General features: G+C 74.4%; 20 protein-coding genes. 7 read left to right on the top strand and 13 right to left on the bottom strand.

Annotated elements, in window-relative coordinates; all coding sequences use genetic code 11:
• The first annotated feature begins 35 nt into the window (after window positions 1-35).
• The 4 genes from Q5530_RS23470 (at window position 36) to Q5530_RS23455 (ending at window position 2,715) form a co-directional block, all read left to right on the top strand.
• Window positions 36-755: a thymidine kinase gene (locus Q5530_RS23470; RefSeq protein ID WP_415364911.1), complete on the top strand. Its 720-nt coding sequence runs from the start codon at window positions 36-38 to the stop codon at window positions 753-755.
• An 87-nt stretch (window positions 756-842) separates the two neighbouring features.
• Window positions 843-1,403 carry a helix-turn-helix domain-containing protein gene (locus Q5530_RS23465; RefSeq protein ID WP_415364910.1) on the top strand — a complete coding sequence of 187 codons (561 nt, stop codon included), beginning with the start codon at window positions 843-845 and terminating at the stop codon, window positions 1,401-1,403.
• Window positions 1,404-1,429: 26 nt separating this feature from the next.
• Window positions 1,430-1,906 carry an NUDIX domain-containing protein gene (locus Q5530_RS23460; protein WP_415364909.1) on the top strand — a complete coding sequence of 159 codons (477 nt, stop codon included), beginning with the start codon at window positions 1,430-1,432 and terminating at the stop codon, window positions 1,904-1,906.
• A gap of 464 nt (window positions 1,907-2,370) precedes the next feature.
• The gene (locus Q5530_RS23455) at window positions 2,371-2,715 is read left to right on the top strand and encodes an RNA polymerase-binding protein RbpA (protein ID WP_380635204.1); all 345 of its coding nucleotides are present in this window, start codon (window positions 2,371-2,373) and stop codon (window positions 2,713-2,715) included.
• 101 nt (window positions 2,716-2,816) lie between these two features.
• On the opposite strand, the gene Q5530_RS23450 is transcribed toward Q5530_RS23455, so the two are convergent.
• Both Q5530_RS23450 and lnt read right to left on the bottom strand, forming a co-directional pair.
• On the bottom strand, window positions 2,817-3,623 hold the full coding sequence (locus Q5530_RS23450; RefSeq protein WP_415364908.1) for a polyprenol monophosphomannose synthase: 807 nt from the start codon (window positions 3,621-3,623) through the stop codon (window positions 2,817-2,819).
• The gene (lnt, locus tag Q5530_RS23445; protein ID WP_415364907.1) at window positions 3,598-5,202 is read right to left on the bottom strand and encodes an apolipoprotein N-acyltransferase; all 1,605 of its coding nucleotides are present in this window, start codon (window positions 5,200-5,202) and stop codon (window positions 3,598-3,600) included. The genes Q5530_RS23450 and lnt overlap by 26 nt, the downstream gene beginning before the upstream one ends.
• Window positions 5,203-5,503: 301 nt before the next feature.
• Here lnt and Q5530_RS23440 point away from each other — a divergent pair, with 301 nt between their 5' ends.
• The gene (locus Q5530_RS23440; RefSeq protein WP_344037054.1) at window positions 5,504-5,689 is read left to right on the top strand and encodes a PspC domain-containing protein; all 186 of its coding nucleotides are present in this window, start codon (window positions 5,504-5,506) and stop codon (window positions 5,687-5,689) included.
• Here the strand turns inward: Q5530_RS23440 and Q5530_RS23435 are convergent.
• Window positions 5,683-6,435: a TetR/AcrR family transcriptional regulator gene (locus Q5530_RS23435; protein ID WP_415364906.1), complete on the bottom strand. Its 753-nt coding sequence runs from the start codon at window positions 6,433-6,435 to the stop codon at window positions 5,683-5,685. The two genes, Q5530_RS23440 and Q5530_RS23435, sit on opposite strands and share 7 nt — an antisense overlap.
• Before the next feature lie 23 nt (window positions 6,436-6,458).
• Window positions 6,459-6,812 (bottom strand): GntR family transcriptional regulator, encoded by a 354-nt coding sequence (locus Q5530_RS23430; protein ID WP_415364905.1) that lies wholly within the window; start codon window positions 6,810-6,812, stop codon window positions 6,459-6,461.
• Window positions 6,813-6,880: 68 nt separating this feature from the next.
• Between Q5530_RS23430 and Q5530_RS23425 the strand changes: the two genes are divergently transcribed.
• The gene (locus tag Q5530_RS23425; protein ID WP_415364904.1) at window positions 6,881-7,303 is read left to right on the top strand and encodes a hypothetical protein; all 423 of its coding nucleotides are present in this window, start codon (window positions 6,881-6,883) and stop codon (window positions 7,301-7,303) included.
• An 88-nt stretch (window positions 7,304-7,391) separates the two neighbouring features.
• Entirely contained in the window at window positions 7,392-8,639 is a 1,248-nt protein-coding gene (locus Q5530_RS23420; RefSeq protein ID WP_415364903.1) for an MFS transporter, read from the top strand.
• Window positions 8,640-8,672: 33 nt separating this feature from the next.
• Here the strand turns inward: Q5530_RS23420 and Q5530_RS23415 are convergent, their stop codons facing one another.
• The 9 genes from Q5530_RS23415 to Q5530_RS23375 all read right to left on the bottom strand — a co-directional run bounded on the left by Q5530_RS23415 (window position 8,673) and on the right by Q5530_RS23375 (window position 18,048).
• Window positions 8,673-9,059 carry a hotdog domain-containing protein gene (locus Q5530_RS23415; protein ID WP_380635211.1) on the bottom strand — a complete coding sequence of 129 codons (387 nt, stop codon included), beginning with the start codon at window positions 9,057-9,059 and terminating at the stop codon, window positions 8,673-8,675.
• A complete protein-coding gene (locus Q5530_RS23410; protein WP_415364902.1) occupies window positions 9,056-9,802 on the bottom strand; it encodes an OAM dimerization domain-containing protein in 747 nt (248 codons plus the stop codon). Before Q5530_RS23410 ends, Q5530_RS23415 begins: the two co-directional genes overlap by 4 nt.
• Window positions 9,799-11,379, bottom strand: a complete 1,581-nt coding sequence (locus Q5530_RS23405; RefSeq protein WP_415364901.1) for a lysine 5,6-aminomutase subunit alpha — start codon at window positions 11,377-11,379, stop codon at window positions 9,799-9,801. Before Q5530_RS23405 ends, Q5530_RS23410 begins: the two co-directional genes overlap by 4 nt.
• Before the next feature lie 57 nt (window positions 11,380-11,436).
• Entirely contained in the window at window positions 11,437-12,294 is an 858-nt protein-coding gene (locus Q5530_RS23400; protein ID WP_415364900.1) for a toll/interleukin-1 receptor domain-containing protein, read from the bottom strand.
• The gene (locus Q5530_RS23395) at window positions 12,291-13,790 is read right to left on the bottom strand and encodes an amidohydrolase (protein ID WP_415365128.1); all 1,500 of its coding nucleotides are present in this window, start codon (window positions 13,788-13,790) and stop codon (window positions 12,291-12,293) included. Before Q5530_RS23395 ends, Q5530_RS23400 begins: the two co-directional genes overlap by 4 nt.
• A 56-nt stretch (window positions 13,791-13,846) precedes the next feature.
• Window positions 13,847-14,863: an L-erythro-3,5-diaminohexanoate dehydrogenase gene (locus Q5530_RS23390; RefSeq protein WP_415364899.1), complete on the bottom strand. Its 1,017-nt coding sequence runs from the start codon at window positions 14,861-14,863 to the stop codon at window positions 13,847-13,849.
• Between the two features lie 167 nt (window positions 14,864-15,030).
• Complete coding sequence (locus tag Q5530_RS23385; RefSeq protein ID WP_415364898.1) at window positions 15,031-16,542, bottom strand: tripartite tricarboxylate transporter permease; 1,512 nt, start codon at window positions 16,540-16,542, stop codon at window positions 15,031-15,033.
• Window positions 16,535-17,077, bottom strand: a complete 543-nt coding sequence (locus Q5530_RS23380; RefSeq protein WP_415364897.1) for a tripartite tricarboxylate transporter TctB family protein — start codon at window positions 17,075-17,077, stop codon at window positions 16,535-16,537. Before Q5530_RS23380 ends, Q5530_RS23385 begins: the two co-directional genes overlap by 8 nt.
• Complete coding sequence (locus tag Q5530_RS23375) at window positions 17,074-18,048, bottom strand: Bug family tripartite tricarboxylate transporter substrate binding protein (protein ID WP_415364896.1); 975 nt, start codon at window positions 18,046-18,048, stop codon at window positions 17,074-17,076. Before Q5530_RS23375 ends, Q5530_RS23380 begins: the two co-directional genes overlap by 4 nt.
• Window positions 18,049-18,052 lie beyond the last annotated feature (4 nt).

The raw sequence follows: 18,052 nt of genomic DNA, 5'->3' as shown, positions 1-18,052 counted from the left end.
CTCCGACCACCACCGGCGCACTAGGGTGGCCCGCCGTGGAACCCGACAACCCTGCCCAGGACCCGACCGACGCGCTGTCCTCCGTGCCCGCGACCGGCGCCGGCCGCGCCCTGTCCCCCACCGGCAGGCTGCGCTTCTTCTTCGGCCCCATGGACTGCGGCAAATCCACCCTCGCCCTGCAGATCGACCACAACCAGGCCCGCCAGGGCCGCCGCGGCCTGCTGCTGGTCCGCCACGACCGCTCCGGCGCCCCCACCATCTCCAGCCGCATGGGCCTGGCCCGCACCGCCCTGGAGGTCCACGAGGGCATGGACCTGCGCGAGGTCGTCCGCGACCGCTGGGCCCGCGGCGCCCGCGTCGACTACCTCATCGTCGACGAGGCCCAGTTCCTCTCCCCCGACCAGGTCGACCAGCTCGCCGAACTCGCCGACGACGCCCAGCTCGACGTCTACTGCTTCGGCCTGGCCACCGACTTCCGCAGCACCCTGTTCCCCGGCTCCCGACGCCTGTTCGAACTCGCCGACGAACTGCACGCCATCCAGGTCGAGGTCCTGTGCTGGTGCGGCCGCCCCGGCCGCTTCAACGCCCGCGTCCACGACGGCGAGGTCGTCCGCGCCGGCGACACCGTCCTGGTCGCCGACACCGCCGTCGTCGTCGCCGACGAGGTCCGCTACCAGGTCCTGTGCCGCACCCACTACCGCACCGGCGACCTCGGCCCCGCCACCGTCACCGGCCGCCAACTCAGCCTCACCTGACCCCCGCGCCGTCCCACCCGCACCGTCCCACACCGGACGACCACCGTTGGACGACCACCGTTGCCGGACCCCGGAACAGGGACAGCCATGGACGACGTGCTCGACAAGGTCGGCGAACGACTCCGCCACCTCCGCACCAGCCGCGGCGCCACCCTCGCCGACCTCGCCGCCGCCACCGGCATCTCCAAGAGCACCCTGTCCCGCCTGGAGTCCGGCCTGCGCAAACCCACCCTCGAACTGCTGCTGCCCATCGCCCGCGCCCACCGCGTGCCCCTCGACGAACTCGTCGGCGCCCCGCCCGTGGGCGACCCCCGCATCCGCCCCGTGCCCGTGCGCCGCAACGGCATGACCGTCCTGCCCCTGACCCAGCAGCCCGGCGGCCTCCAGGCGTACAAGATGATCATCCCGCCGCGCGGCGAACCCGACCCCCGCACCCACACCGGCTACGAGTGGCTCTACGTCCTGTCCGGCCGGCTGCGCCTCGTGCTGGCCGACCACGACGTCGTCCTGGTCGCCGGCGAGGCCGCCGAGTTCGACACCCGCCTGCCCCACTGGTTCGGCCCCGCCGACGACGAACCCGTCGAGATCCTCAGCCTGTTCGGCAAGCAGGGCGAGCAGATGCACATGCGCACCCGCCGCAAGAGCTGAGCACCCCGCCCCGCCACACTGGACCCATGACCGGCAAGCGCAGCGCGGGCATCGTGCTCTACCGCCACCACGAGGGCGAACTCCAGGTCCTGCTCGGCCACATGGGCGGCCCCTACTGGTCCGGCAAGGACGCCGGCGCCTGGTCCATCCCCAAGGGGATGCCCGAGGACGACGAGGAACCCGAGACCACCGCCCGCCGCGAGTTCACCGAGGAACTCGGCCTGCCCCTGCCCCCCGGCGAGCTGCGCCCCCTGGGCGAGGTCCGCCAGGCCGGCGGCAAGCTCGTCCAGGCGTGGGCGCTGGCCGGCGACCTCGACCCCGAACAGGTGATTCCCGGGACCTACACCATGGAGTGGCCGCGCGGCTCCGGCCGGTTCCGGGACTTCCCCGAACTCGACCGCGTCGCCTGGTTTCCGCTGGTCCAGGCCAAGGAGAAGATCGTCAAGGCCCAGGCGGGGCTGCTCGACCGCCTCCAACAGAGCGTTGCGTTCGGGCAACACTGAAGTCATCGTGGTGACCAAGGGCGCCGGACAACGTTTGAGTGCGGGCCGTCAGGGTGATACATCCTCGTGTCCGCTACCGTCCCGTGCCCCGGCGTCACCCGCCGTGTCCCGTTCCCGCTAGCCTTACCGAGATGACTTTGCGTGACCGCAAACATAACGGGCGTCACTACTGTCGAGTTAAACCCGATGTGACGTCGCCCTGCGTGTTCGGTCTAAGCTGTCGCAGCCGCACGACCACTGCCAGGATTACTCCATCCGTGTGATGAAGTGAGCGAGCAGCTGGATAACGCGTCACGATCCGCCCGCGATTGCCTCCCTTGGGAGGAAGCCTTCGTTGACGGGTGAACGACGTCACTGTGGGCGACGACGACCGGAACACCGGGAACGAACGGAGCAATCCGATCGTTGCACTCGGTAGCAACAAAGCCTGGGCACCGCCCTGAGCCGAGCGAAAGGACACCGCCATGGCCGACCGCGTTCTACGGGGCAGCCGGCTCGGAGCTGTCAGCTACGAGACCGACCGCAATCACGACCTCGCCCCGCGCCGGTCGGTGCGGTACGCCTGCCCCAAGGGCCACGACTTCGAGGTCCCCTTCTCCGACGACGCCGAGATCCCCCACACCTGGGAGTGTCGACTCCACGGACAGGAGTCGAAGATCATCGACGGCGCCGTGCCCGAGGCGAAGAAGGTCAAGCCGCCGCGCACCCACTGGGACATGCTGCTGGAACGGCGCACCATCCCCGAGCTGGAGGAGCTGCTCGACGAGCGGCTCGAAGAGCTCAGGGGACGGCGCACCCGCACCGCCTGAGCCGACACCCAACGGGGGCCCGCCGGATCGATCCGGCGGGCCCCCGTTCCGTCACGCCACCGCCCCGGGCGCCACCGGGTCCGTCGTGATCGGGTCCGTCGTCACCGGGGCCGGCCGCCGCCCGACGCGCCCGCCTCCGCCTTCGCCGCGAACAACCCCCGCAGCTGCGTCGCCCGGCGCCGCACACCCCACTTGGTGACCCGCCACAACGCCTCGCGCACGATGTTGCCGCTCATCTTCGACTCGCCGATCTCCCGCTCGGTGAACGTGATCGGCACCTCCACCACCCGGTGGCCCAGCTCGATCGCCCGCCACGCCAGGTCGATCTGGAAGCAGTAGCCCTGCGAGGCCACCGTGTCCAGCCTGATCCGCTCCAGCACCCCCGCCCGGAACGCCCGGAACCCGCCGGTGATGTCCTTGACCCGCGCCCCCAGCGCCAGCTGCGAGTACAGGTTCCCGCCGCGCGAGATCAGCTCCCGCGACTTCGACCAGTTCACCGTGCTGCCGCCGGGCACGTAGCGCGAACCCAGCACCAGGTCGGCGCTCTCCAGCGCGTCCAGCAGGCGCGGCAGGTCCTCCGGGGCGTGCGAGCCGTCGGCGTCCATCTCCACGACCACCCCGTAGCCGCGCTCCAGCGCCCACCGGAACCCCGCCACGTAGGCCGCGCCCAGGCCCGCCTTCTCCGTGCGGTGCAGCACGTGGACCCGCTCGTCGGCGGCCGCCATCTCGTCGGCCACCCGACCGGTGCCGTCCGGGCTGCCGTCGTCCACCACGAGCGCGTGCACCCGGGGCAGGGCCGCGTGCAGCCGCTTGACGATCCTCGTGATGTTCTCCCGCTCGTTGTAGGTCGGGATCACCACCAGCACCGGCCCGAGCTCGTGGTCAGGCCGCGCCTGCTGGTCCGCCATCCGTTTCCTCCTCGCCGACACCCGCACCAGGGGTCGGACGCGATCGTCGTCGTGTCACTGCCAAGCTGAACGCCGCGGCCGACAGGCCCAGAGCGGTCATCACCCACTCGGGCCACGCGCCGAGCCGGGTCGCCAGCGTAGCCTCCCGGCCCAACGAGACCTCCGCCACCAGTGCGTCGGGGGTGAACATGCCGGTCCGCTGCGTCACCGAGCCGTCCGGCGCCACGATCGCGCTGACCCCGCTGGTCGCGGCCACCACCACCGACCGACCGTGCTCCACCGCCCGCACCCGCGACATCGCCAGCTGCTGATAGGTCATCTCCGTCCAGCCGAAGGTGGCGTTGTTCGTCGGGATCGCGATCAGGTCCGCCCCCGCCCGCACCGAGTCCCGCACCACCCCGTCGAAGGCCACCTCGTAGCAGGTGTCGATCGCCACCCGCACCCCCGCCATGGTGAACCCCCGCGGGTCGTGACCGGGCTGGAAGTCGCTCGCCCGGTCCACCGCGCTGCTGAAGACCCGGAAGAACGACCGGTAGGGCATGGTTTCCCCGAACGGCTGCAACTGCCGCTTGGTGTAGGTGTCGGTGGCGCCGAGACCGGGCTCGAAGAGCAGCACCGTGTTGCGCGGCAGCCGGTCGTCCGGGTCGATCAGCACCGCCCCCACCGCGACGGGCGCGCCGATCGCCTCCACCGCGCGCTGGATCTGCGCCGCGGCGTCGACGTTGCGGAACGGGTCGATGTCGGAGGCGTTCTCCGGCCAGATCACCAGGTCCGGCCTGCGCGCCCGGCCCGCCCGCACGTCCTCGGCCAGCTCCAGCGTCCGCGCGACGTGGTTGTCCAGCACCGCGCGCCGCTGGGCGTTGAAGTCCAGGCCCGCGCGCGGCACGTTGCCCTGCACCGCGGCCACCACCACGTCCCCCGACGGCTCCACCCGCGCCAGCGGGGCCACCACCAGGCCCGCCGCCAGCGGGACCACCACCCACACCGCCGCCCGCCACCGGCCGCGGGCCAGGTGCGCGGCACCCAGGCCCGTCAACGCCACCGCGAACCCCACCAGCGGCGCGCCCCCCACCGACGCCAGCGGCAGGTACCAGCCCTCCGGCTGCCCGAACGCGATCTTGCCCCACGGGAACCCGCCGAACGGGAACACCGCCCGCAACGCCTCGTCGGCCACCCACACCAGCGCCATCCACAGCGGCGCCCCCGGCAGCCGCGACACCAGCGCCATCACCGCCGTGCCGACCGCGATCAGCACCGCGCACACCAGCGCCAGCGGCAACCACGCGACCAGCCCCACGAACTCCCCGGTCCACCGCAACAGCGGCACGGTGAACCCCAACCCCCACACCAGCCCCAACCCGAACCCGGCCCGCGCCCGGCGCCCGTGCAGCAGCAGCCCCAGCACGGCGAACCCCAGCGGCGCCAACCACCACGCGGTGCGCGGCGGGAAGCTCAGGTAGACCAGCACCCCGCCGAGGGCCGCGAACACCACCCGCGACAGCGCGCCGCCCGGAAACCGGCGGCGGGAGGACGGGGAGTCGGCGGCGGACGGTCCCGGCGCCACGATTGGTGCGACCACCAGGTCAGCCTACGAGCCCGGCGGCGGGGCGCCCGCGCGTGGGCGGGGTGCCGGTGGGCCGGTCACCGGAGGCGGTAGCGGTGGGCGACGGGCGTCAGGTCCGCGTGGTCCACCGACCACGGGTGCGCCACGCGCAGCACTCCCCCGGAACCGACCTGCACCGGAGCGGGTCGACGACGCCGGAACCCAGGACGTGTCGATCATGGATTGGTTGCCCTGGGATTGCGGGGCCCCCGCCGGGGGTAGGAAATCAGGGTCCTCACCGATGCCGGGGGACCCGAACGCGGGGATGGTGGAGTTCATGACCACGTTGACCAGGCCGCAGAACCAGAAGGTGATCGCGGGCGTGTGCGCCGGGCTCGCCGCTCGGTACGGGTGGAAGCCCAACACCGTCCGGCTGCTGTTCGTCGTGTCCTGCCTGCTGCCCGGACCGCAGTTCCTCGTCTACCTCGTGCTGTGGGTGATGATGCCCAAGCGCCCCTACTGACGACGGGACCGCACCAGCGCCTCGATGCCGTCCAGCACGCGTTCCAGGCCGAACGCGAACGCGTGCTCGCCGTGGTAGGCCGCGCCGTGCTCCTCGCCGGCCGCGGCGCCCACGCGGGCCGCCAGCGGGAACCGGTCGGGGTCGAACACCTTCGCCAGGAACGGCGCGGCGGCCCGCCACCACTGCTCGTCGGTCAGGCCGGTGCGCCGCCGCACCACCTCGGCCTCCACCGCGATGCGCGCGGCCGCCCGCACGTGCGCCAGCACCAGGTTGAGCACCGAGTCCATCTCCACGTCGCCCAGCCCGATGCCGTCCACCGCGCCCAGCTCGTAGTCGTACTTCGCCGCCACGTGGGGGCCCAGCACCGCCCGGTGCGCCACGACCTCCAGCAGCCACGGGTGGCGCAGGTGCAGTGCCCAGTTCTCCCTCGCGATCGCGGTCAGCGAGGCCCGCCAGGCGCCCGGCTCGTGGGGCGGGCGCGCGGTCTCCGCCTGCACCGCGTCCACCATCGCGTCCACCAGCTCCGACTTGCCCGGCACGTGCGTGTACAGCGACATCGTGCCCACGCCGAGCCGGTCGGCCACCCGCCGCATCGACAGGGCGCCCAGGCCCTCGGCGTCGGCCAACCCCACCGCCGCCGCCACGATGCGGTCCACCCCGAGGTCCTTGCGCGCGGCGCGCCCGTTCACGCGCCACAGCACCGCCAGGGTCCGGGCCGGGTCGCCGCCGCCGTGTTCGCTCGCCACGGCCGACCACCCTACGGGGACCGCTACCCGGCCAGCGCGGCCCGCACGATCTCCAGCGCCTCCTCGGCGGTCAACCCCTGCTCGCGGGCCGTGGCCGCGTAGGCGCGGGCCGCGCGCAGCACCTTCTCCCGGCTGCGCTCGCCCGCGGCGCTGACCACGGTGCCGGCTCTGCCGCGGGTCTCGACGAGACCCGCCTCCTCCAGCTCCCGGTAGGCGCGGGCCACGGTGTTGACCGCGATGCCCAGGTCCGCCGCCAGCGCGCGCACCGTGGGCAGCCGGGCGCCCGCCGCCAGCTCGCGGTCGGTGATCTTGCGGGCCAACTGGGACCGCACCTGCTCGTAGGGCGGCACGGTGGAGGCCGGGTCGAGGCTGAGCACACCGTCGATAGTGGCAGAGCGCGACCGCCGAGTCGCCGTGCCACCACGGTCGGTGGCAGGGTTTGTGCATGCCCTCCACCGTTCGGCCGCTCACGGTCGCGGCGGCCCTCGTCCTGGCCGCCGCCGCGGTCGCGGTGGTGCTGCCGCGGCACCAGCCGGTGCCGGGCACGCCCACCGCCTACTGCACCGACCTGCGGTTGCTGTTCGCCACCGACGAGGACATGCGCGCCACCGCCGAGCGGCTGCGCGGCGACCCGCGCGTGCGCGAGGTCCGCGACCAGCGCACCAAGGCCGACAACCACCGGCTGCTCACCGGCGCCTCCGACGCCGCCGGCACGGCCCTGACCCCGGCGTCGCTGCGGGTGGTCGAAGCCCTCGGCGTCGACCCCGCCGACCTGGCCGGGCAGCTGCGCGACGAGCACCGGGTCAACCTCTCCGACGCCTGCCGCGACACCGGGGACACCGACGAGAGCGGGGACGCGGGCGGCTGAACCCCGCGGAAACCCCCCGAAACCCCGCTGAAGCCCCCGGGGGTGTGCCACCGGTTTTGCCCCGCGCACCGCCCACCCGGTTGGATCCGTGCGGGTCGACACCGAGGGGGACGGGGTGGGGCGGCGGTTCGGGTGGTTGTGGGCGGCCCACGCGGTCAACGCGTTCGGCACGCGCTTCGCGTTCGACGCCCTTCCGCTGATCGCGGTCCTCGTGCTGCACGCCGGACCGGCGCGGGTGTCGGCGCTGGCCGCCGCCGGGCTGGCCGCGGGCGCGGCGCTGGCGGTGCCGCTGGCGGCGTGGGTGGAGTTCCACCGCAAACGGCCGGTGATGGTGGCGATGGACGCGGTCCGGTTCGCGGCCGTGGGCAGCGTGCCCGTCGCCTTCGCCCTCGACCGCCTCGGCTACGCCCACCTGCTGCTCGTCGCGGTCGTGGTCGCCGCCGCCGACATCGCCTTCCAGGCCGCCTCCGGCGCCTACCTCAAGGCGCTGGTGCCGCCGCGCGACCTGCTCACCGCCAACGCGCGGCTCGAGTCCACCGCCTGGACGGCCACCGCGCTGGGACCGCCGCTGGGCGGGCTCGCGTTCGGGCTGTTCGGCCCGGTGACCACCGTCGTGGTCAACGCCGCGAGCCACCTGCTCTCGGCCGCCGGGATCGGCGCGATCGGCGGCGGCGAACCCCGCCCGGCGCGCATCGCCGCGCCGCGCGCGGGCGAGCTGGTGGCGGGCTGGCGGCACGCGCTGACCCACCCGGTGCTGCGGCCCCTGCTGCTCAACACCGCCCTGGTCAACGGGCTGATCATGGCCTCCGCGCCGCTGCTGGCGGTGCTGATGCTGGGCGAGCTGGGGTTCACCGCCTGGCAGTACGGCCTGGCCTTCGCCGCGCCCTGCGTGGGTGGCCTGGTCGGCTCGCGGCTCTCGCGCCGGCTCGTCGCCCGGTTCGGCACGCACCGGGTCCTGCTGACCGCCGGGGCGCTGCGCGCCTGCTGGTCGGTCGGGCTGGCCTTCGTCCACCCCGGCGCGGGCGGGCTGGTGCTGGTCATCGCCGTCGAACTCGCCCTGATCACCTGCGCCGGGGTGTTCAACCCGGTGTTCGCCACCTACCGGCTCGGCCTGCTGCCGCCCGACCTCGTCGCCCGCACCCTGTCCGCGTGGACGATCACCACCCGGCTCTCCACCGCCGCCCTGACCGGCCTCGGTGGACTGCTCGCGGCCCTCGCCGGCACCAGGACCGCCATCGGCGTGGCCGGGGTGCTGCTGCTGGCCACCCCGCTGCTGCTGCCCCGGCGGGCGCCCGAGACCGCCGGTCGGGCCCGCGCCGCCGCGCCGCGCCGGTAGGGGCCGGCCCGTCGGCCGGGACGCGGGCCCCGCTCACGTCTTCGGCACCACCACCGTGCCCCGCGCCCGGGTGGCCAGCACCGGCGGGTCGAGGACGTCGGCCGCCGACGGGCCCCGCGCGGGCGCCGACCGGCACACCACGCGCAGCTCGAACTCCAGCTCCCGCGACCGGGTCCCGACCCGCACCAGCGTCGCCGTGGCCTCCAGCACGTCACCGGCCTGCACCGGGGCCAGGAACTCCACCGCGGAGTAGCCCGCGAACAGGCCCTCGTCGGCGTCGGTGCGGATCAGCAGCTCCGTGGCCACGTCCCCGAACAGGCCCAGCCCGTACGCGCCGTCGACGAGGCTGCCCCCGTAGTGGGCGTGCGAGTGGGGCACGTACCGCCGGTGGGTGACCGTGACACCCTCGATCGGGCTCACACCTTCTCCTTCCGCTGGGACCGCACCGCGTGCACCAGGTAGCTGGCGACCTCGCCGGGCGTGGTGCCGCGCCCGAACACCCGGTCCACGGCCAGCTCGTCCGCCATCAGCGGGTCGAACCGGGGACCGCCCGCCACCAGCAGCGGCCGCCGCGCGCCCATCGCCTCCCGGAACGCCGCCGACATCTCCCGGGTGTTGATCACGTGCGCGTCGCGCTGGGTCACCACCTGCGACACCAGCACCGCGTCGGCCTTCTCCGCCCGCGCCCGCCGCACCAGCTCCGGCACCGACACCTGCGCGCCCAGGTTCACCACCCGCAGCTCCCGGTAGTACTCCAGGCCCTTCTCCCCGGCGAAGCCCTTGACGTTGAGGATCGCGTCGATGCCGACGGTGTGCGCGTCGGTGCCGATGCAGCCGCCCACCACCACCAGCTTGCGCCGCAGCGCCTTCTTCAGCGCCGCGTTGACCTCGGCCGGCGACAGCAGCGGGTACTCCCGCTCCACCACCCGCACCTCGTCCAGGTCCACCACGTGGCGCACCGAGCCGTAGACGACGAAGAAGGTGAAGTCGGCGCCGATCGGGTGGGAGTGCACCACCATCGCCGGGTCGATGCCCATCCTGTTGGCCAGCTGCTGCGCGGCGCCGTCGGCGCGCGGCCCGAACGGCACGGGCAGCGTGAACGAGGTCTGCACCATGCCGTCGCCGGTGGTGTCGCCGTAGGGGCGCACGTGCCGCTTGCTCACCGCGCCACCCCCGCCCCGGTCTCCAGCAGCTCGGCGGCCGGGTTGAGGTAGCCCTCGGCCTTCTCCACCACGCCGTCCGCGCCCCGGCCGCCGTCGGCGGGGCGCTTCATCAGGCCGAAGGTGCCCTCGGCGATCGCGGCCAGCAGGCCCTGGTCGACGATGCGCCCCAGCAGGTCCACCGCCTCGCCCAGCACCTGGTGGGCGCGCTTGGCGATGAACCCGTCCGGGGCGGGCCGGAAGTCCTCGGCCAGGCCGCCCGCCGCGTCCAGCACGTAGCGGACGTTGGCCAGCGCCAGGTCCCGGTCGGACAGGAACGGGGTCACCACGGCCTCGGTCATCATGCCCACCAGCAGGATCGACTGGCCGGTGAGCACGCCGGCGAGGTTGAAGAACCCGTCGAGCAGGTGGCCGTGGAACACGTCGCCGGTCATGTGCTTGGTCGGCGGCATCCACTTCAGCGGCGCGTCCGGGAACAGCTCGCGGGCCAGCAGCGCGTGCGCCAGCTCCAGCCGGAACGACTCGGGCACCTTCGGGTTGATCTCGAAGGCGTGGCCCAGGCCCAGCAGGTGGTCGGGCAGCCCGGCCTCGTGCGCGAAGCGCTCGTTGAGCAGCTGCGACACCGTGACGGTGTGGGCGGCGTCCACGGCGTCGTCGGTGGTGAGGTAGTTGTCCTCGCCGGTGTTGATGATGATGCCGGCGCGGGCGTGGACCTGGCGGGAGAACCGCTGGTCGACGAAGGTCCGCACGGGGTTGATGTCGCGGAACAGGATCCCGTACATCGAGTCGTTGAGCATCATGTCCAGCCGCTGCAACCCGGCCAGCACGGCGATCTCGGGCATGCACAGGCCCGAGGCGTAGTTGGTCAGCCGCACGTAGCGGCCGACCTCCCGGGACACCTCGTCCAGCGCGGCCCGCATGATGCGGAAGTTCTCCTGGGTGGCGTAGGTGCCGGCGAAGCCGTGGTGGGTGGCGCCCTCGGGGACGTAGTCCAGCAGCGACTGGCCGGTGGAGCGGATGACCGCGATGACGTCGGCGCCGGCGCGGGCGGCGTTGCCCGCCTGCACGACGTCCTCGTCGATGTCGCCGGTGGCCACGATCAGGTAGATCCACGGCCGCCGCGGCGGGTCGCCCCACCTGGCCACCAGCTTCTCCCGCCGCGCGCGGTTGCGGTCGACGGTGCGCAGGCCGCGGGTGACCGCGGCGGTGGCGGCCCGGCGGGCGCGCTCGCGGTCGCGGCCGGTCGGCAGCTCGTAGCGGACCTGCCCGGCGGCGGTGGCCTCGGCCAGCTCCGTCAGGGAGGGCAGGTCGTGGCGGCGCAGGGCGTGGAACACGGGCAGGGCGACGCCGTGCTCCAGGCCGCAGTGCTCGCGCACGGTGTCGACGACCCGGTTGACCCAGGGCACGTCGCCGGCGCGGTGGGTGGAGTCCGCGCCGGTGATGCCGGCCAGGCGGAGCGTGGCGCGCTCGACCGCCACCGTGGTGTGGGCCCTGGCCAGGTCCACCACCGGTTCGGCGGCCCGCGCGGCCAGGGCCCGCGCCCTGGCCACCACGTGCGGGTCCAGGTCGAGCAACGCCATGTGCCACGTCCCTTCAGCGGTTCTCGGAGCGGTTCCGGTGGAGTGGTTCCAGCGGTTTCAGCCGTTGGCGGGGCGGTCCGGGTCGGGGGCCTCGTCGGTCGGTTCCGGGCGGGCCGCCGGGACGGGTCCCCAGCCGCGGCGGGTGGGCTCCGACCGGGTCATCTCCCACCGCGCGGCCGCGGCCGCCGCGTCGTAGGGCGGGCCCGACGGCTGCCGGTAGGCGACCGGGCCCGCGAAGGCGCCCTCCGGCAGCGGGGGCGCGTCCTCGGCCGCGGGCCGCGAGTACGGCGGCGCGGCCAGGCCGGACAGCAGGGCCCGGGTGGCGTGGCCCTGCCGGTCCAGCGCGCGCACCGTCTCCAGGATCTCGGCCAGGACGTCGCGCTCGTCGCGGACCGGGACGGCCGCCGCGTCGACCGAGGCCGCGGCGGTCCGGGCCTGCTCGCGGAACCGCCGCACCGCCTCCTCGAAGGCCGGCCACTCGTGGTCGAAGGCACGGGCCAGCACCCGCTCGGGCAGCGGTTCCTCCTGGGCGTCGTTGATGTCCTTGAGCATCTGGTGCACCTCGGCGCGCGCCGCCGCGTCCACCGCCTGGAACTGGCTCAGCGGCCCCACCACGTCGGTCTTGCCCAGGTCCAGCAGCAGCGGCACGACCGCGGTCTCGCCGACGCTGTTGGAGATCGCGCCGGCCTCGAAGTTGATCCACCGGGAGCCCTGGTTGGCCGAGGTCAGCACCACGATGCCCAGCCGCGTGCCGGTCAGCTGCGCGCGCAGCTCGGCCATGCTGTGGCGGCCCTTGGCGATGTCCTTCTCCGACATCCACGGCTTGACCGCCTGGATGACGCCCTCCAGCCAGTCCCGCAGGAAGGAGGCGAACTCCCGGGTCTCGGGGCCCGACCAGGACAGGAAGACCTTCACGACAGCGCTCCCCCGTCGAACACCACGCGCCCGCGCAGCACCGTGCGCAGGCACTCCGGCGCGGGCCCGGCCAGCGCCGGCAGGGCGGGCACCCGGGAGCGGGGGTCGGTCGACCAGCGCTGCACCCGCGAGTCCGGGGCGGAGACCTCCAGCTCACCGGCCCGCCACACCGCGTAGGTGGCGGGCGCGCCGGGCTGGAGGGTGCCGGTGAGGCCGTCGTCGACGCCGGCGGCGCGCCAGCCGCCGCGGGTGTGGGCGGTGAACGCCGCCCGCGGCGAGATGCCCGAGCCGTCGGTGCGGTGGTGCACCGCGGCCCGGACCGCGGCCCACGGGTCCACCGCGGTCACCGGCGCGTCCGAGCCCAGGGCCAGCACCACGCCCGCCGCGGCCAGCCGGGAGAACGGGTTGAGCGCGGTGCCCCGCCCGACGCCCAGCCGCTGGGCGTACATGCCGTCCGGGCCGCCCCACTCGCGGTCGAACAGCGGCTGCACCGAGGCGACCACGCCGTAGGAGCCGAGCCGGGCCGCCTGCTCGGCGGTGACCATCTCCAGGTGCTCCAGGCGGTGCTTGCGGGCGGCCAGGGCGGGCACGCCCACCACCGCGGCGGCCCGGTCGAAGCCCTCGACCACCGCGGCCGCGGCGGCGTCGCCGATGACGTGGAAACCGCCCTGCAACCCGGCCCGCGTGCAGGTCACGAGGTGCTCGGCGACGGCGACGGCGTCCAGGTACAGGGCGCCGGAGGTGTCGGGGGCGTCGGCGTAGGGCGAGCACAGGGCGGCGGTGCGCGAGCCCAGCGCCCCGTCGACGAACAGGTCCCCCGCCAGGCCGCGCACGGGCAGCCCGACCGGCTCCCGGGCACCCCAGTAGCCCACGACGTCGAGCAGGTCGGTGGCCAGCAGGTCGGCCAGGTCGTCGAGGCCGGAGATGTCGGGGCCGGCGCACTCGTGGACGGAGGCGACGCCGCGGGAGGCGGCGTGGCGCAGGAACGCCGCCTGGGCGGCGCGACGGGTCGCGGCGGGGATGGCGTCCTTGGCCGCGCCGCGCACGTGGTGGTGGGCGGCGCGGGACAGGGGCCCGTCGGGGGCGAAGCCGTCGGCGTCGCGGGCCGCGGGCGCCAGGTCCAGCAGCGCGGTGGACACCAGGGCCGAGTGGACGTCGATGCGGGAGAGGTAGACCGGTCGGCCGCCGGCGGCCTCGTCGAGCTCGGCGCGCGTCGGGGGCCGCCGCCCGTCCCAGCGCGTCTCGTCCCAGCCGTGGCCCCACACCAGCGCTCCTCCGGCGGCGCGCACGGCGTCGAGCAGCTCGCGCGCGGACCGGCAGCCGGTCAGGTCCAGGCCGGTGAGCAGCAGACCGGCGGAGGTGGCGTGCACGTGGGCGTCGACGAAGGCGGGGGCGACGAACGCGCCGCGCAGGTCGACGACCTCGGCGTCGGGGTGCAGCGCGCGGCCGGCGGTGTCCTGACCCAGCCACACCACGGTGCCGTCGTCGACGGCCATCGCGGTGGCGTCGGGGTTGCTCGGGCTGTGGATGCGCCCGCCCACGAGAAGAGTAGTCACGCCTGCTGAGTCTGCCTGTGCTCGAACAGGTCGCGCACGGCAGGCTCGGTGCGCACCAGCTCCAGGGCGAACGCGGCGTGACCAGGCACGTAGCCGTTGCCGACGAGCATCTCCACGTCCGCGGCCAGGCCCTCGGCGCCCAGCGCGGCGGCCGGGAAGGAGGTGGCCATGGAGAAGAACACCACGGTGCCGCCGTCGGCGGTGGCCAGGACCGCGCCGTGCTCGCAGCCGGGCACGTCCACGCACACCACGGTCACCTCGACCGGCTCGCCCACCGCGTCGGCCACGGCCACCGGGTCGCGGGCGTCGGCCACCACCACCTCGTCGGCCAGCCCGGCCGCGCGCACCGCCGCGGCCTCGCGGTCGGTGGGCACCAGCGCCACCAGCCGCCCGGCGCCGGCGCGGCGCGCGGCGACCAGCGACAGCGAACCGGACTTGCCGCCGCCGCCCAGCACCAGCACCGAGCGGGCCGCGCGGCGGCGCACCACCCGGTCGGTCAGCGCGGGCGCGCCGCACACGTCGAGCACGGACAGCGCCAGCGCGTCGGGCAGGTCGTCGGGCAGCACGGCGGCGATGGAACGGCCGAACAGCACCGCGGTGCCCGCGCAGGGCACCTGCTCGTCCGCGCCGTCCCAGCGCTCCAGGCCGTCGGTGATGCGCAGCGGGGTGAGGGTGAGCGAGACCAGGGTGGCGATCCGCTGCCCGGCGCGCAGGCCCAGCGGCGAGTCCGGGCCGACCTCGCGCACCGTGCCCAGCAGCATCCCGCCCGACCCGGTCACCGGGTTCTGCATCTTGCCGCGCTCGGCGACGACGTCCAGCACCGCCCGCCGCACCCCGGCCACGCCGTGCGCCTCGCGCAGCTGCCGGTAGGAGGCGGCGTCGAGGTTGAGCCGCTCCACGTCCACCACGACCTCGTCCGCCCCGCACACCGGCGTGGCGTCCAGCCGCCACGCCTGCTGCGGCAGCACACCCGCCGGTGCCAGGACGCGGTGCAGACCATACGGCGAAGTCATGGAAATCCTTCGGTCCAGGACAGTAGGACCGGGATATCTTCACGCGAAGTGCCGATCTCGCGCAAGAGACCGCGCCCGTGGGCGCGAACGGCGAATGCCCGGGGTTCCCGTTCGTGAGAACCCCGGGCATTCGCCGGTCAAGAGGTCAAGAGGTCGGGCGGTAGTGGTCAGGCGGTCGGCGTGACCTCCGACCCGGCGGCACGCCGCCGCCGCAGCCGCAGCACCACCGCGGCCGCCAGCGCCACCAGCAGCGCCCCGTAGGCCACCGCGGCGAACGGGCTGGTCACCAGCGCCGTCAGGTCGCCCTGGCTGATCTGGAGCGTGCGGCGCACCTGCTCCTCGGCCATCGGGCCCAGGATCAGCCCCACCACCAGCGGCGCCACCGGGTAGCCGTGGCGGCGCATGAAGAACCCGACCAGGCCCACCACCAGGAGCAGCAGCAGGTCGTCCACCACGAAGTTCACCGCGTAGGTGCCCAGCGCGGCGAACAGCAGGATCCCGGCGTACAGGTAGGGCCGGGGGATGCGCAGCACCTTCACCCAGATCCGCACCAGCGGCAGGTTGAGCACCAGCAGCATCACGTTGCCCAGGTACAGCGACGCGATCAGCGCCCACACCAGCGCCGAGTCCTGCGTGAACAGCAGCGGCCCCGGCTGGATGCCGTAGCTCTGGAACGCCGCCACGATGACCGCCGCGGTCGCGGTGGTCGGCAGGCCCAGGGTCAGCAGCGGCACCAGCACGCCGGCGGCCGCGGCGTTGTTGGCCGCCTCCGGCCCGGCCACGCCCTCGATGGCGCCGCGCCCGAACTCCTCCGGGTGCTTGGACAGCTTCTTCTCCGCCGCGTAGGACAGGAACGTCGAGACGTCCGCGCCACCGGCGGGCACCGTGCCGATCGGGAAGCCGATGGCGGTGCCGCGCAGCCACGGCTTCCACGACCGCCGCCAGAACTCCCGGGTCATCCACCTGCCGTCGACCGGCACCACCTCGACCGGGCCGTGCCGCATCCGCGACGCCACGTACAGCGCCTCGCCCACCGCGAACACCCCGACCGCGACGATCACCACGTCGATGCCGTCGGCCAGCGTCGGCGCGCCCAGGGTGAACCGCTGCTGACCGGTCAGGGTGTCCGTGCCGACCAGGCCCAGGAACAGCCCGACCGCCAGCGACGCCAGGCCGCGCACCGGGGAGGCGCCCAGCAGCGCGGCGACCGTGGTGAACGCCACCACCATCAGCGCCACGTAGTCCGCCGGACCCAGCTTCACCGCGTACTCGGCGATGGTCGGGGCCAGGGCGGTGAGCAGCAGCGTGGCGATGGTGCTCGCCACGAACGACCCGATCGCCGCGGTGGCCAGCGCCGCCGCGCCGCGCCCGGCGCGCGCCATCCGGTTGCCCTCCAGCGCGGTGACGATGGAGGAGGACTCGCCGGGGGTGTTGAGCAGGATCGACGTGGTCGACCCGCCGTACATCCCGCCGTAGTAGATGCCCGCGAAGATGATCAGCGCGGCGGCGGGCTCCAGCGAGTAGGTCAACGGCAGCAGCAGCGCCACCGTCATGGCCGGGCCGATGCCCGGCAGCACACCCACGGCGGTGCCGAGGGTGACGCCCAGCAGGGCGTAGAGCAGGTACTCGGGCTGCGCGGCGGTCGCGAAGCCCTCCAGCAGGGCGGCCCAGTCACCCATCGAGCAACGGCACCCCCTCGAAGATCCCGGCGGGCAGCGACAGGCCCAGCCCGGAGGCGAACACGACCTGCGCCACCAGGGCCAGCACCACCGCGACCGGCAGGGCCTTCCACCACACCGCGCCCAGCGTCCAGGCCGCGCCCAGGAACAGCACCGCGCCCGCCACCGGCCAGCCCAGCGGCTCGATCAGCACCAGGTGCGCCACCAGCACCGCGACCAGCTTGGCCACGGTGGCCCAGTCGGTGCGGGCGTCCGGGTCGACGTCCTCGGCGTCCTCGGCCGGGCCGAGCCTGCCGCGCAGCACGGCCACCAGCGTCGCCACCCCGGTGACCAGCAGCAGGGCGGCCACCGCGTACGGGAAGGCCCGTGGACCCACGGTCCCGGCCTGGCCGACCGCGGGGATGGAGGGGGTGTCCACCAGGGTGAACACCCCCAGCGCCACGACCAGCCCGGCGAACACGCCCTCCTCGACCCTGGCCGCCCGGGAGGGTCCGGGGGCGGGCCCGGCGGCCGGGCCGGTGTCGGGGCCGGTCACTTGACCAGGCCGATTTCCTCCAGGACCGGCTTGATGCGACCGATCTCGGTGGTCAGGAAGGTGTTGAAGTCGTGACCGGTCAGGAAGGTGTCGGTCCAGCCGCGCTTCGTCAGCTCGTCCTGCCACTGGGCGCTGGAGTGCATCTTGGTGACCAGCTCGACCAGCCGCTCCTTGGCCTCCACCGAGATGGACCCGGGCGCGACCACGCCGCGCCAGTTGATCAGCTCCACGCCGGTGCCGAGGTTCTTGAACGTCGGCGCCTTGACCTCGGGGTGCTCGGCGGGGCCGGAGGTGCCCAGGGCGCGCAGCTTGCCCGCCTTGATCTGCTCCAGGTACTCGCCGACCCCGGAGATGCCCGCGTCGACCTGGCCGCCCAGCAGCGCCGCCAGCGACTCGCCGCCGCCGGAGTAGGCCACGTAGTTGAGCTTGGCCGGGTCGATGCCCTTGGCCTTGAGCAGCATGGCCGCCAGGATGTGGTCGGTGCCGCCCGCGGAGCCGCCGGTGATCGCCACCCCCTGGCCCTCCCGGTCCACCGCGGCCAGCAGGTCCTCGATGCTCCGGTGGGGCGAGTCGGCCGGGACCACGACGACCTCGTCCTCGGCGGTCAGCCGGGCGATGGGGGTGGTGTCCTCCAGGCGCTTGTCGACCCCGGCGGTCTCCACCGCGCCGACCATGACCAGGCCGGTGACCATCAGGTAGGACTCGGAGCGCTCGTTGGCCATCTTCTGCAGGCCCACCGTGCCGCCCGCGCCGCCGACGTTGGAGACCTGCACGGAGTCGACCAGCTCCGCGCCGGTGATCGCCGCCTGCATCGACCGCGCGGTCTGGTCCCAGCCGCCGCCGGGGTCGGCCGGGGCCATGATCTCCAGCCGGTCGATGTCGCCGCTCGCCGTGCCGCCGCCACCGCAGCCCGCGAGCGCCAGGCCCGCCGCGACCGCGGCCGCGAGGAATCGGGTGCGTCGTCCTGCCATCAGG

The sequence above is a fragment of the Saccharothrix sp. BKS2 genome (assembly GCF_047689505.1).
In the GTDB taxonomy this organism is placed as follows: domain Bacteria; phylum Actinomycetota; class Actinomycetes; order Mycobacteriales; family Pseudonocardiaceae; genus Actinosynnema; species Actinosynnema lopnurensis.
Note: the sequence above shows the minus strand (reverse complement) of the source record. Positions and strands in the feature narration are given on the sequence as shown.

What these genes read in the sequence shown, in the direction of transcription:
- Q5530_RS23385 (WP_415364898.1), bottom strand. Translation starts at nt 16,542, where the DNA reads ATGGGTGACTGGGCCGCCCTGCTGGAGGGCTTCGCGACCGCCGCGCAG.
- Q5530_RS23405 (WP_415364901.1), bottom strand. Translation starts at nt 11,379, where the DNA reads ATGGCGTTGCTCGACCTGGACCCGCACGTGGTGGCCAGGGCGCGGGCC.
- Q5530_RS23460 (WP_415364909.1), top strand. Translation starts at nt 1,430, where the DNA reads ATGACCGGCAAGCGCAGCGCGGGCATCGTGCTCTACCGCCACCACGAG.
- Q5530_RS23395 (WP_415365128.1), bottom strand. Translation starts at nt 13,790, where the DNA reads ATGGCCGTCGACGACGGCACCGTGGTGTGGCTGGGTCAGGACACCGCC.
- Q5530_RS23450 (WP_415364908.1), bottom strand. Translation starts at nt 3,623, where the DNA reads ATGGCGGACCAGCAGGCGCGGCCTGACCACGAGCTCGGGCCGGTGCTG.
- Q5530_RS23390 (WP_415364899.1), bottom strand. Translation starts at nt 14,863, where the DNA reads ATGACTTCGCCGTATGGTCTGCACCGCGTCCTGGCACCGGCGGGTGTG.
- Q5530_RS23375 (WP_415364896.1), bottom strand. Translation starts at nt 18,048, where the DNA reads ATGGCAGGACGACGCACCCGATTCCTCGCGGCCGCGGTCGCGGCGGGC.
- Q5530_RS23455 (WP_380635204.1), top strand. Translation starts at nt 2,371, where the DNA reads ATGGCCGACCGCGTTCTACGGGGCAGCCGGCTCGGAGCTGTCAGCTAC.
- Q5530_RS23440 (WP_344037054.1), top strand. Translation starts at nt 5,504, where the DNA reads ATGACCACGTTGACCAGGCCGCAGAACCAGAAGGTGATCGCGGGCGTG.
- Q5530_RS23465 (WP_415364910.1), top strand. Translation starts at nt 843, where the DNA reads ATGGACGACGTGCTCGACAAGGTCGGCGAACGACTCCGCCACCTCCGC.
- Q5530_RS23425 (WP_415364904.1), top strand. Translation starts at nt 6,881, where the DNA reads ATGCCCTCCACCGTTCGGCCGCTCACGGTCGCGGCGGCCCTCGTCCTG.